Genomic DNA, 13,266 nt, shown 5'->3' on the forward strand with positions numbered 1-13,266 from the left:
GCCGTGTGAAAGTAGGACACCGCCAGACTCCCCTCAAGAAAGCCCAGCTCATACGAGCTGGGCTTTTTGCTTTGTGCCGGCGGAATGCATCCTCCATCGCGCCCACCTTCCCCCTCCGCAGACGGCAAGAAAAAGGCCGGATTACCGGCCTTGGTGCTGCGCGTTTCTCCCTCTCACACTGACGGCTTGGCTGAAGAGCTGGCTGTGGCGTCTTAGCCTGCTCCCTACAGGCCATACCATTCGGAAGTAAAGAGAAGTCCGTCATTGAAGGAGAGTGACGGGCATGGGGAAGGGCAGATGATCGGCCTCCACACGCCGATCGGGGGATGTCAGTGCAACTTCACTTGGGGTTCGGCGCGCTTGGAAAGCAGCCGGCCTATCGTCGCCAGGCACGTCCTTCCCAGCCCATACAGGGCCATCTTGTGCTTGCTGTAGAGCGACAAGTACATCAGGCGTGCGAACTGCCCCTGGATAAACAGGCTCTTGCGGGACAGGGAGCTCATCAGGCTACCCACCGTGCTGTATTTGCCCAGCGAGATCAGCGAGCCCAGGTCGCGATAGGCAAATGTCCGCAGCGGTTTGCCCTGTAGTTGCCGTTTCAGGTTCGCGAGCAACAGGGTGGCTTGCTGGTGGGCGGCTTGGGCGCGAGGCGGTACCCAGCCTTGCTTCTCTTCCCAAGGGCAAGCAGCGCAATCCCCAAGGGCAAAAATAGCCGGATCCAAGGTGGTCTGCAGGGTGGGGGTGACCAGCAGTTGATTGAGCCGATTGGTTTCCAGGCCGTCCAGCCGGGAGAGGAAGTCGGGTGCCTTGACTCCTGCGGCCCAGACCACCAATTCCGACGGGATGAGCTTGCCACTCGCGGTTAGCACGGATGTCTCGGTCACCTCGGTGACCTTTTCTCCCGTCAAAACCGAAACGTTGAGCTTTTGCAGCAGGCACCGTGCGTTGTGCGACAGCTCGGGGGGCAGGGCGGGCAGGATACGGTCTCCGGCCTCGATCAGGGTCAGCCGGATGTCCCGGTCGGGGTCGATGCTTTCCCGCCCATACGCCACCAGTTCACGCGTCGTGTTGCGCAGTTCCGCCGCCAGTTCGACACCGGTGGCCCCGGCGCCAATGATGGTGATCTGCAGTTGCTCGGGGCGCAGCGGCCCGTTTTGCAGGCTGGCGCGGACACAGGCGTTGACCATGCGCTGATGGAAGTGCGCAGCCTGTTCCGGGGTATTCAGGCTGATCGCATGTTGTGCAACGCCCCGGGTACCAAAATCGTTGGTGCCGCTGCCGACGGCCAGCACCAGGGTGTCGTAGGAAATCCGGCGGCGCGGAATCAGCTCCTGTCCGTCGGCATCTAGGGTGGGAGCGACATGGATGACCTTCTCTGCACGGTCCAGCCCATCCATGCGGCCCAGACAGAAACGGAAGCCGTGCCACCGGGCTTGAGCCAGGTAGTCGAGTTCTTCTTTGGCCGGTGTCATGCTTCCGGCTGCAATTTCGTGTAGCAGGGGTTTCCAGATATGGGTGCGGGAGCAGTCGACCAGGGTGATTTCGGCTTGTTGCCGGCGTCCCAGGGTGTCACCTAGCCGCGTTGCTAGCGCCAGCCCGCCGGCGCCTCCTCCCACAATGACGATTTTCTGCATGTTGGACGTGGGCATCGGTGTCTCCTGAGGTGCGTTTGCCTGGCCATGCTTCCTCGTATGCACAATTTGCCTTGTTGGCGGTAATGCGGAAGGGCCGTTAGAATGGCCTGAAATGAGGCCGTTAGCGGCTAATTTGCCCGGTGTGTGCCACCTTCGGCAAACGATATAAATTCAGCACATTGTGAGTGATGGGAACAATAGGTGAGGCGGAAGATACCGAGCATCGAGGCGCTGCAGGCGTTTGAAGCGGCGGCACAGCACCAGAGCTTTACCCGGGCCGCGGAAGAATTGGCTTTGACACAAAGCGCCGTCTGCAAGCAGATCGCGACGCTGGAGGAAATGCTGGGGATTGCCCTGTTTAATCGCATCAAGCGGCGCGTCAGTCTGAGCGAGGCGGGCCAGGTCTATGCCCGGGAGGTGCGGGAGCATCTCGACCGACTGGAGCGCAGCACCTTGTCCATCATGGCGCATCAAGGTTCGGGCGGCGTTATCGAACTGGCGGCGATCCCCACCTTCGCCACGCGCTGGCTGATCCCGCGCCTGCCCGGGTTTTACGCCGAGCACCCCAATATCACGATCAATATTACCACCCGTTCCGATACCTTCATTTTTGCCGACACCGTTTTCGACGCCTCCATTCATTTCGGGACGGGGGTCTGGCCCGGCGCCCATGCCGATCATCTGTTTGGCGAGGAAATGATCCCGGTTTGCAGCCCGCAGCTGCTGGCGCGGCATCCTTGTCCGCAGCCGCAGGACCTGGTCAAGCTGAAGCTCCTGCACCTGTCGGCACGGCACGATGCCTGGCATAAATGGTTTGCCGCGGCCGGGGCCAGCGACCTGAACGCCATGGTCGGCCCGCGCTACGAGCTGTTTTCGATGCTGGTGGAGGCGGCCCGGGCGCAAATGGGGGTCGCCTTGGTGCCGCGTTTTCTGGTGCAGGAAGAGATCCGCTCGGGTTCGCTGGTGACACCCTTCGATATCCCGATGCAGAGCGAGATGGGCTATTTTCTGGTCTACCCGGAAAGCAAGCAGGAGGCCAAAGTCCTTCAGGCTTTTGTCGGCTGGTTGCTCGAGCAAGCCGAGCAGTATCGTTTACAGCTTCAGCCGTAGCGCCGGCCTTCGTCCAGGGCGAGCCCGCCAGGTGCCAACAGACAAGCCCACTACGCCGGCACGCTTCTGATCGGAGGGCGTGCGATGCAGGATGTGTTGGGGGGCCTTGGCGGCGCCTCGCCGGGATGCCGGGTCAGATCGACACGAAGGGCCGGTCTTTGAGCGAGGCTTTGAACCCCTCGACGACCTCGTGCACCTTGCCCCAGCTCGGCAGGGCCTTCATTCGGTTTAACCAGCGTCGCACGTTGGGGTAGTCCAGATATTCGCAGCGTACCAGTTCGCCCACCGCGACCATCTCGGCGCCGACGTAGTCGGCGAGGGTGATCGTGTCGCCGCAGAGAAACCGTCTATCGGGGCCGATCAAGTCCTTGTCGAGGATGCCGAGCCAGTGCTGGGCTCTTTGCTTGCCCCAGGCAATGGTCCCAGCATGGGCCTCCTCGGTTGGACGTTTGTGGTGAGGGAACAATTGCGGGTAGACCAGACCGTAGCCATGGTCCTTGTAATAGTTGCTGTAGAACCACTCCATGGCCTCGTCGACGCGTGCCCGTTGCTTCAGGTCGGCGGGGTAGGCCAACGACTGGGTCATGCCGGCAAGATAGCGAATGATGGCCCCGCTTTCCGTCAGCACAAAGCCGTCGTCATCCAGCACAGGGACCAGGCAACTGGGGTTGATGGCCTGGAACTCGGGCTTGAGGTGTTCGCCGGTCATGAGGTCGACCAGCTGATAATCCAGTGGGATCGCCTCTTCGGCCGCGAACATCATGATGATGCGGCTCGTGGTCGAGGCGGGGTGGTAATAGAGTTTCATCGCGAATTCTCCAAAGGCGGACGTGGGCGTCTCAGGGCCTGGTTCTAGGCGCATTCACCGCAGGGCATGCCGGTTGCTGCTGGAGGATGACGCCACGGAGGCGGGCAACCCCCATCAAATGCGCGGGTAATCGATCGTGACCGATTTGTTGCGCGGTGTGGCCGAACCCCCTGTCCGTGGCGCCGCTGCGCCGGTATTTAGCCCGGCCAGGCAGGCGACGACCTCGTGCGCCGATCTATCCTGCCGGAGCGTTGTGGTGCGCTTTTTCGGTGCGGTCCGCCGTGGTCAGCATGCCCTGGAAAAATGACATGGCTGAGGGTGCCGTTTCATCCTGATTGGACGCTAGTTGCTGGTGGGGTGGATTGCAAGAAAACGGTCCTCGTCTTTCTCTCTCCGCCCGGTGTTGGGTTGGGGGTTAGGGCGAGGCAGGTCGTGCCGGGATGCTGCATTGTTTACCGATAGTAAACAAATTCTTTCTCATAGCATGGTTTTTCTGAATTCTCCGAAGCGATAAATTTTGCATATGAAATTTGCAAAGGGGGGATTTCCCTCCTGGCTTATTAACACATCGGAGTTCATATGAAAAAAGTTGCATTCGTTGTTGCCGGGCTGCTGGTGGCCGGCTCGGTTTTCGCCAAGGACAGCTACGTTGCGCCCACGGACGCCCAGGTTCAGGCCTGGCAGGCCGAACAGGGTAAAATCAAGGCCAGTTACGCTCAGCTGCCGTCGGCAGAGCAAGCCCGCCTCAGTCAGCAGAATGCCTATTGGTCCGCACGCTGGGTCAAAGAGAACCAGGCCAGTCGTTAAGTTTCGTGGGGCGTCAGCCCCCGCTGCCTGTCTCCAGGCTCGATGATCGGGCCGTGAGTTGTCAAAAGGCTGAGCCACCCGGCTCGGCCTTTTTCCTTGCAAGGAGGGGAAATTCAGTCCCTCAGACACGCCAGGTGAGCCGGGTCATGGCGCGGCTTCGGGTTGGCTGGGTTTCATCTCCTTCATCAAGGCGAATGCCTCGTTCTGTCCGACGATCTTGATCGTCATCGGGTCCCCCGCGAAAGGGAATGCCCAGGAGCGTCCCGGGCTGTAACCCACCACCAAGTAGTAGGTTTTGCCCGATTCGGCTTCCAACGTGGCGACCCGTTTCCCTTGTGGGAAGGCCTTGAATCGGAATTCGTGATGGCCTGCTCCGATCGGCAGGGTTTTGTAGGTGAGGCGTGGCAGACTGGCGATTTCAGATCCGTTGTCAGTAATATCCTGGTTGCTGGGCAGCAGGGTTGGGCCACTGATGTTCATGACCACCAGCGTGGCGGATTCGGCGACCTCCTCCGAGGCGGGCGGTGCCTCTGCCGACATGTCAGTCTGCGCCCAAAGCGCCGTGCTCAGGCCCAGCCCGCAGGCGGCAGCAAACCAACGGCAGTTCCTTCTCCAGTTGTTCATGCCTCCTCCTCGTCAAATCGGTTGCGCCTTAAAACTTTTATTTGCCGCTCCCGTGCTTGTCAACCTCGGAACATCAACATGGCAGGGGTGCCATGTCGCGCCCGGTAAGGCCTGTCGGCGTATGGCATGTCGGGTGAGTGAGCTGCGGCTGCTCTTGCGTTAGGATCGAACAAAAGACAGGAGAGTCACATGCCCACATCCATTCCCTCTGCGTGCACGGGTTCCAATCGGTATGCGGTGCGTACTGTCTATCCATGAAACGCTTGCGGCGGGGGCGCTTCGGTTGGCGGGCGGCGAGGGTAGGGGATTACGCGGTGAAGACCAAGGCTGTTAAGCTCGCTGTGACGCACGAGCCGGATTCGAGGCCATGCCGGACTGACCACCATTCCTTGGGTCTGGGTATGGCTTTCCGCAAATCGATTCAGCGGCGACCAGTGGCCACCAAGAAAACATAAGGAGAAATCGGATGAAGCGTCGCTTTGCCACCCTGATGGCAGCGTGTGTTGTCAGCATGGCCGCCCCCATGGCCATGGCGGCCAAACCGCTGGTGTTCTGTGCCGAAGCGGCACCTGAGGGTTTCGATCCGGCGTTGTGGGACAGCGCCTTGACCTATAACGTCACGCGGCAGATTTTCCAGGGCCTGGTGCGATTCAAGCACGGCGGCACGGCGCTGCAGCCGGCCCTGGCAACCGGCTGGGAGGTCTCGGACGATGGTCTGGAGTACACCTTCCACCTGCGCCGCGGCGTCAAGTTCCACCGCACCGACTACTTCCAGCCCAGCCGCGACTTCAACGCCGACGACGTGGTGTTCACCGTCACCCGCTGGATCAATCCGGAGGCGCCGTTCAACAAGGCGTTCCGAACCCAGCTGCTGGGCCCCAACGCCAACGGTATCGCGCAGAGCGTGGCCGCGGTGAAGAAGGTCGACCCTTACACCGTCACGCTGCGGCTGAAGGAGCGCAACTCGACCTTTGTCAATTTCCTGGCGATGGGGTTTGCCGGCATGCAGTCTGCCGAGTATGGCGCCAAGCTGTTGGCCGAAGGGCGAGCCGCCGACATCAACCTGAAGCCGATCGGCACCGGCCCCTTCCTGTTCAAGGGCTATGCCAAGGACGCGGCGGTACGCTATGCCGCCAACCCCGGCTACTGGGGCAAGAAACAGAAAACCCAGAGCCTGGTGTTTGCCATCGTCACCGACCCGCAGGTGCGGCTGCAGAAGCTGAAGAGCAACGAGTGCCAGGTGGCGGCGGCGGTGCGCGAGGCCGATCTGGACGGCCTCAACGGCGCGCCGGGGGTGAAGGTCACCTCCACCGGGGCGATGAACATCTCCTACCTCGCCTACAACCTGCAGCGGCCGCAACTGGCCAATCGCGATGTGCGCGTGGCGCTCGACATCGCCATCGACCGTGATGCGCTGTTCCGCGTGATGTTCCCCAAGGGCGGGGCCATCCAGGCGATCAACCCGTTCCCGCCGTCGGTGTGGAGCTGGAACGGCAAGAACCGGAACGAGTACAACCCGGCGAAGGCGCGGCAGTTGCTGGCCAAGGCCGGCTATCCAGACGGCTTCGCCATCACGCTGTGGGCGCTGCCGGTGCAGCGGCCGACCAACCCCAACGGCAAGCTGATGGCGCAGATGATCCAGCAGGATTGGGCCAAGATCGGCGTGAAGACGACCATCCAGAGCTTCGAGTGGGGCGAGTACCTGAAGCGCGCCGCGCAGGGTGAGCACGATGTCTACATGAGCGGCTGGACCAGCGACGCCGGCGACCCGGATGACTTTTTGTGGGGCACGCTGTCGTGCAGCGTCAGCAAGAATGGCCAGCGCTTCTGCAACAAGGAGTTCGACGAGCTGCTGTTGAAAGCGCGCCAGACCAGTGACCAGCGCCAGCGCAGCGCCTACTACCTCAAGGCGCAGGAAATCTTCAAGCGCGAACGGCCGTGGATCACCGTCGCCCATTCCAAGATCTACATTCCGCTGCGCAACGACGTGGAGGGCTTCGTGATGAACCCCAACGGCTCGTTCGACTTCGAGGACGTCTACCTCAAATAACCCCGGCCACGACGCGCCGCGCGCCGTACCCGCCGCCGGCGCGGCGGGTCACGCCCGCTTCATTTCACATCCTGGCGCAGGAGATGAAAAAACCGCGGCTGACCGAGCATCTGCTCAACAACCTCTTCTTTGACACCTGCGTCTACCTCCAGCCGGGCATCGACCCGGAGACCGGCCACTATTACGACGACACCAAGCGCTACATCGAGGCGGCCGACCTAACTGCCGAAGAGCGCCAGCAGATCTACGAGGGCAATACGCGTCGCGTGTATCCGCGCCTGGATGCAACCCTGAAGGCCCAAGGCCGTTAATAACCGCAAGAAAAATCCTCCCTGCATTGGTGCGCTCGCGTGCGAATCTTTGATTCGCCCAGCAAACGCGTGCCGTACTACTTGTATGTAACTTTGCAGAAACTTCGGCTACGCCTCGTTTTCTGCGGCGGCGCGCCTAGCAGGGATCGCTACGCTGTAGTTGTTAGCGGTTCTTTATCTAGGAAGTGAATATATCTCAAGCAATGAACCCACTGGGCGTGGTGAGGCGCAGCATCGAGCGCGCCGACCCGGCCGCCGTCGAGAAACTGGCGCGCTTCGGCGTGGCCACCCACGAGGCGATGGGCCGCGTCGGCCTGATGAAACCGTACATGCGCCCGATCTACCAGGGCGCCAAAATCTGCGGCACCGCCGTCACTATCCTCTTGCAGCCTGGTGACAACGTGGCGGCCGAGCAGTTGCGCCCGGCCGCTTGGGTGATAGTCGGATCGGGCGTCCGGCATCGCGGTGATACTGGATGTTGAAATGTTATAGCTTGAGCTAGATCAAGCTTCATAAGGATGGCATAATCCGGCGCCGGCTTATAAGTGTTACAAGCAAATAATGGCAAATACATTGGCTGTAACTTACAAAATGCATACTGAATAAACCAGCCCACCCGGAATCGCTTAAGTCATGACACACCTGCCAGACCATCAGCCCGATACCTGTCTCACCCCTGTTTCCGCATTTCCCCTGACCGAACTGCAGCACGCCTACTGGCTCGGTGAGCAGGATGCCTACCGCCTGCATACGCCGGCCTTCCTGCATCGCTGCTTTTTCACCTCGGTACTGGACGTTCCCTTGCTGGAGCGATCCATTCTCGCGGTGGTGCGCTCGCAGCCCTCGCTCACGGTCGAAATCCTGAGCGACGGCACCCAGCGCCCGTTGCCGCCGCCGGAGCGCATCGCGCTGCCGCTCAACGACTACCGCCATGTCACACCGGACGGGGCCAGGGCCTACCTGGCCGAGCGCAAGGCCACGCTGGAGTCCGAGCTGCCGCCGTTCGGATGCGGTCTGCAGTTTTCCTGTTTCATCGACCAGGTGGCCGACGGCTACTACGTCCACTTTCTGTTCCGCCTGATCGCCTTCGATGCGATGTCGATGTGGCTGTTCCTGAACGATATGTGCGGCGTCTACCTCGGGCGTCCCACTCCCCAGCCGCAAGCGGCGAGCTTTGCCGATTTCGTCCAGCTGCGCCGCCAGCAGACGCGCACACTGGGCTACCAGCGTTCGCTGCAGCACTGGCAGGAGCGCGCCAAGGAGCTGCCCAACGCGCCGGAGCTGCCGCTGGTCGATCACGACGCGATTCCGGAGAAATCGGAGTTCCGCCGCATCCGCATCAGCCTCAACGCCCGCCAGGTCGAGGCGCTGTACGAGCAGGCGCGCCGCTGCGGCGTCAGCGTCAACAGCCTGTTGTGCACCATGTACGCCGATGTGCTGCGGCTGTGGTCGAAAAACGCCTCGTTCATCATCAACATGCTGGCGACCCACCGGCCGAACGACGACGACCGCTTCGCCCGCGTGTTCGGCAACTTCGGCAGCACCATGCCGGTCGAGGCGGTGGAGGTGGAGGGCGGCCTGCGCGAGCGTGCCCGCGCGCTGCAGCGCAAGATGTTCCGCGACCTGAAACACATGCAGGTCTCCGGCGTCGAGGTGATCCGCGCCATGGGGCGCAGCGGCAGCGTCGTGCCGGCCATGCCGGTGGTATTCGCGAGCTCCTTGGGTCTGCCGATGGGCGAGCTGCTGAGCCCGGTCGATCTGGGCTGGGAAATCCGCGCCGGCGGCCTGCAGACCCCGCAGGTGCTGCTCGACTGCCAGGTGTACATGGACGGCGAGCAGCTGACCCTGAACTGGGACTACGTGGTCGAGGCCTTCCAGCCGGGCGTGGTCGAGGACATGTTCCAGGCCTTCGGCGATCAGCTGCTGGGCCTGATCGACGGCAGCAGCGCCGACACCCCGCAACTGCCGTGCGTGCCGCAGCGGAACCTGGCCGCGCGCCAGGCCGCCAACGCCTCGGCAAAGACGCTGCCGACCGGGCTGCTGCACGACTTCTTCGCCGCCGCCTGCCGCCAGTACCCGCAACGCGCGGCCATCATCAGTGACGCGCGCACCCTGTCGTACGACGAGCTGTGGCGCCTGACCACCCGCCTGGCCGCTCAGCTGCGCGACAACGACGTTGGCCGAAACGATTTGGTCGCCATTGTCGCGCGCCGCGGCTGGCGCCAGGTAGCGGCGGCGATGGCCACGGTGCAGGCCGGCGGCGCCTACCTGCCGGTGTCCAGCGAACTGCCGGCCGAGCGCAAGGCCTGGCTGACCGGCCAAGAGGGTGTGAAAGTGGCGCTGGTCGAGCGCGACCTGGCCGATGGTTTCGAGCTGCCGGCCGGTGTCACCATGCTGATTCTGGAAGACGTGCTGTCCGACGGCGAGCCCGGCCCGGCGGTTGAGCTGGCATCGGTGCAGGGCGAGCTGGACCTGGCCTACGTGATCTTCACCTCCGGCTCCACCGGCCAGCCCAAGGGCGTGATGATCGACCACCGCGGCGCGGTCAACACCATCCAGGACATCATCGATCGCTTCGGCCTGACGCCGGAAGACCGCGTGATCGGCATCTCGGCGTTCAACTTCGACCTGTCGGTGTACGACATCTTCGCCAGCCTGGGCAGCGGCGCCGCGCTGGTGTTGCCGCCGTACAGCGAAACCCCGTCGCCGGACGACTGGGCGCGCATGGTGCGCGAGCACCAGGTGTCGGTGTGGAACACCGTGCCGGCGCTGCTGGAGATGCAGATCGAGTACCTGGGCGCGCGCGCCGCCAGCGATCTGGCGTCGCTGCGCCTGGTAATGCTCAGCGGCGACTGGATTCCGGTCAGCCTGCCGGGGCGCCTGGCCGCGCAGCTGCCGCACACCGTGCTGATCGGCATGGGCGGCGCCACCGAGGCGTCGATCTGGTCCAACTACTTCGTGGTCGACCGTGTCGATCCGAGCTGGAAGAGCATTCCCTACGGCTGGCCGCTGGCCAACCAGCACTTCCACGTGCTGACCCGCGACCTGCGCCACGCGCCGACCGGCGTGCCGGGCGAGCTGTACATCGGCGGCATCGGCGTGGCCAAGGGCTACTACAACGACCCGGAACGCACCGCCGCCAGCTTCATCACCCACCCGCAAACCGGCGAGCGGCTGTACCGCACCGGCGACATGGGGCGCTACCACGACAGCGGCTACCTCGAGTTCCTCGGCCGCAACGACGACCAGGTGAAAATCCGCGGCTTCCGCATCGAGCTGGGCGAAATCGACGCCGTGCTCGACCGCTGCCCGGGGGTGCGCAGCGCCGCCACCATCGTGCGCCAGGGCCACAGTCAGGACCGCCAGCTGGTGACGCTGTACGTGCCGGAACACGACGAGGTCGGTGAGGCCGCGCTGCGCGAACATCTGGCGCGCACGCTGCCCGACTACATGGTGCCGGCACAGTTCATCGCACTGGAGCAGATTCCGGTGACCGCCAACGGCAAGGTCAACCGCAAGGCGCTGGCCGACATCGCCGCCGCGCTGCCGCCCGCCTGCCGCGAGAAGCGCGCGCCGCGCAACGCCGACGAGCAGCGCCTGGCCGGTATCTGGCAGACGCTGCTGGGCAGCGACGCGCCGGGCATCGACGACAACTTCTTCGAGCAGGGCGGCACCTCGCTGTTGGCGGTGCGCCTGCTCAACGCCATCGCCGCCGAGTTCGGCAAGAGCCTGCCGCTGGCGTCCCTGCTGCGCCACGGCACCATCGTCGCTCAGGCGGCGCTCTTGGCGCAGGACGCGTCGGCCTCGTCCGGGCGCAGTCCGCTGGTCGTGCTGCGCGACGGCAGCGAGAGCACGCTGGTGGTGGTGCACCCGGTGGGCGGCAACGTGCTGTGCTACCGCGAACTGACCGCGCTGGTGCCGGACGGCATGGCCGTGCTGGCGCTGCAGTCGCCGGGCGACGGTAGCGAGCGCGAGGTCGCCGAACTGGCCGCGCGCTACATCGAGGCGCTGTCCGGCCAGCTTGGAGCGTGGCGGCCGCTGCATCTGCTGGGGTGGTCGATGGGCGGTGTCATCGCCCAGGAAATGACGCGCCAGCTGGAAGCTAGCGGCATCGCCCCGCTCGGCCTGACCCTGATCGACAGCTGTCAATCGGCCGACAGCCGCACCGCCAGCCGTCTGGAAGGCTACGCGCTGCTGCGCAACTTCGTGCGCGATCTTCTGGGCAGCACCCCGGTGCCGGAGGCCTTTGCCGCCATCGAGACTCTGGACGCGCGTCTGCAGCCCGAGGCCGCCCTGGCCGTGCTGCGCGAAACCGTGGCGAGCGCAGGCCAGCTCTCGCTGCCGGAGTTCGTCACGCTGCTCGGCGAATACCAGGCCAACTACAACGCCCTGATACGCCATGCGCCGCACGCGATCAGCACGCCGACGCGCCTGTTCCGCGCCACCCGCAAGCAGCAGTTCCCGCTGCTGACCCCCTTCGCCATGCCGGATGGCGGCCACCTGGAGGTGGTGGCGATGGACGAGGATCACTTCTCCATCGTTCAGGGCGAGGCGCTGCGCGCGATCGTGGCTCAGGTGTTGCGCCAGGGCAGCGGAGCGGACCAAACGTTGGCCGAACAACCGCTGCGCTGAGCACGCCCCCCGATAAACCTCGCGATACGCACCCGGCCGCTCAATCCCGGCGCCCGCCGCTGGCGGCGCCGCGGTGTGACCGTGCCGGACACGGCTGCCCGCCGCTCTGGCGGGCAGCACACCGGATACCCTACGGAGTTGTTGCATGACCAACAAAACTGAGCTTTCTCCCGGCTCGCCCCTGCCGACGGGACAGGCCCCGTCCCAAGCCGCGGCTTCCGGCCGCGGCGCTCGCAAGGGGCGCCTGATTCTGGCCCTGATCCTGCTGGCGACGGCGGCGGTGGCCGGCCGCATGTGGTGGCGCAGCCATTACTTTGAAGAAACCGACAACGCCTACCTGGCCGGCCACGTCAGCACCATCTCGCCGCGCATTGCCGGGGTGGTGCACAAGGTGCTGGTGAGCGACAACCAGCTGGTGCGCGCCGGCGACCCCTTGCTCGAACTGGACGCGGCCGACCAGGAAGTGAAGATCGCCCAGATCAAGGCGCAGATCGCCCAGACCGACGAGCAGGTGCGCCAGATCGCCGAACAGCTGGAACAGTCCCGTGCCGAAGCGCAGGCCGCGCAGGCGCTGGTGGCGCGCGCCGCGGCGCAGTTCCAGCGCAACGACGCCGAAGCCAGGCGGGTGAGCGCACTGCACGACGTGCAGCTCAAGTCGGTGTCGAAGTCCGAGCTGGAAAGCGCCATCGCCGCGCGCGACAGCGCCGCGGCCGAGGCGCAGGCGCAGCAGTTCCAGGCCAAGGCCGCCAGCGCCAAGAGCGGATCGGTGGAAGCCGCCCGCGCCGCCGCGCTGGCGCAGAAAAAGGTGCTCGCCGCCCAGCTGCGCGACGCCGAACTCCAGCTCAAGTACACCCGCATCGTCGCCCCGGTCGACGGCCGCATCGGCAAGAAGAGCGTGGAGGTGGGTACGCGGGTGCAGGCCGGCCAGCAGTTGCTGGCGATCGTCCAGGACGGGGTCTGGGTGAACGCCAACTTCAAGGAAACCCAGCTGCACGACCTGTACCCCGGCCAGCAGGCGACGGTGAAGATCGACGCCTTCCCGGGGCAGGCGTTCAGCGGCAAGGTCGACAGTTTCGCGCCGGCGTCGGGCGCGCAGTTCGCGCTGCTGCCGCCGGATAATGCCACCGGCAACTTCACCAAGATCGTGCAGCGTATCCCGGTGAAAGTGCTGCTCGATCCCAACGACATCAAGGCGATGGGCGGGCGTCTGGCGCCCGGCATGTCGGCGTTCGTGGAAGTCGACCTGCGCCAGGGTGCTCCAGCGGCAGGCACGGTGCGCTGATGGCGGCC

The 13,266-nt window shown here is 64.2% G+C and carries 10 protein-coding genes; 7 read left to right on the plus strand and 3 right to left on the minus strand.

From position 1 onward, the window contains the following. Nucleotides 1-329: 329 nt before the first annotated feature. Nucleotides 330-1,649, minus strand: coding sequence for an NAD(P)/FAD-dependent oxidoreductase (locus AC3WG5_RS15525; protein WP_492569424.1), 1,320 nt, complete (start codon nucleotides 1,647-1,649; stop codon nucleotides 330-332). 186 nt (nucleotides 1,650-1,835) lie between these two features. Here AC3WG5_RS15525 and gcvA point away from each other — a divergent pair, with 186 nt between their 5' ends. Continuing rightward, the gene (gene gcvA / locus AC3WG5_RS15530; RefSeq protein ID WP_492569426.1) at nucleotides 1,836-2,744 is read left to right on the plus strand and encodes a transcriptional regulator GcvA; all 909 of its coding nucleotides are present in this window, start codon (nucleotides 1,836-1,838) and stop codon (nucleotides 2,742-2,744) included. A gap of 133 nt (nucleotides 2,745-2,877) precedes the next feature. Here the strand turns inward: gcvA and AC3WG5_RS15535 are convergent, their stop codons facing one another. Beyond that, nucleotides 2,878-3,552: a glutathione S-transferase family protein gene (locus tag AC3WG5_RS15535; protein ID WP_482580913.1), complete on the minus strand. Its 675-nt coding sequence runs from the start codon at nucleotides 3,550-3,552 to the stop codon at nucleotides 2,878-2,880. Between the two features lie 579 nt (nucleotides 3,553-4,131). Here AC3WG5_RS15535 and AC3WG5_RS15540 point away from each other — a divergent pair. Continuing rightward, the gene (locus AC3WG5_RS15540; RefSeq protein ID WP_492569428.1) at nucleotides 4,132-4,359 is read left to right on the plus strand and encodes a hypothetical protein; all 228 of its coding nucleotides are present in this window, start codon (nucleotides 4,132-4,134) and stop codon (nucleotides 4,357-4,359) included. A gap of 144 nt (nucleotides 4,360-4,503) precedes the next feature. Here the strand turns inward: AC3WG5_RS15540 and AC3WG5_RS15545 are convergent, their stop codons facing one another. Then, nucleotides 4,504-4,983: a hypothetical protein gene (locus tag AC3WG5_RS15545; protein ID WP_492569430.1), complete on the minus strand. Its 480-nt coding sequence runs from the start codon at nucleotides 4,981-4,983 to the stop codon at nucleotides 4,504-4,506. Between the two features lie 466 nt (nucleotides 4,984-5,449). Here AC3WG5_RS15545 and AC3WG5_RS15550 point away from each other — a divergent pair, with 466 nt between their 5' ends. From AC3WG5_RS15550 to AC3WG5_RS15570, 5 genes are all read left to right on the plus strand, one after another. Continuing rightward, nucleotides 5,450-7,033, plus strand: a complete 1,584-nt coding sequence (locus AC3WG5_RS15550) for an ABC transporter substrate-binding protein (RefSeq protein WP_492569432.1) — start codon at nucleotides 5,450-5,452, stop codon at nucleotides 7,031-7,033. An 83-nt stretch (nucleotides 7,034-7,116) separates the two neighbouring features. Then, complete coding sequence (locus AC3WG5_RS15555; RefSeq protein WP_492569433.1) at nucleotides 7,117-7,344, plus strand: hypothetical protein; 228 nt, start codon at nucleotides 7,117-7,119, stop codon at nucleotides 7,342-7,344. A gap of 203 nt (nucleotides 7,345-7,547) precedes the next feature. Next, on the plus strand, nucleotides 7,548-7,826 hold the full coding sequence (locus AC3WG5_RS15560; RefSeq protein WP_492569434.1) for a hypothetical protein: 279 nt from the start codon (nucleotides 7,548-7,550) through the stop codon (nucleotides 7,824-7,826). Between the two features lie 151 nt (nucleotides 7,827-7,977). After that, nucleotides 7,978-11,976, plus strand: a complete 3,999-nt coding sequence (locus AC3WG5_RS15565; RefSeq protein WP_492569435.1) for a non-ribosomal peptide synthetase — start codon at nucleotides 7,978-7,980, stop codon at nucleotides 11,974-11,976. A 145-nt stretch (nucleotides 11,977-12,121) separates the two neighbouring features. After that, nucleotides 12,122-13,258, plus strand: coding sequence for an HlyD family secretion protein (locus AC3WG5_RS15570; protein WP_492569436.1), 1,137 nt, complete (start codon nucleotides 12,122-12,124; stop codon nucleotides 13,256-13,258). The last annotated feature ends 8 nt before the right edge of the window (nucleotides 13,259-13,266 follow it).

Source organism: Pseudogulbenkiania sp. FW507-F1 (assembly GCF_058781125.1).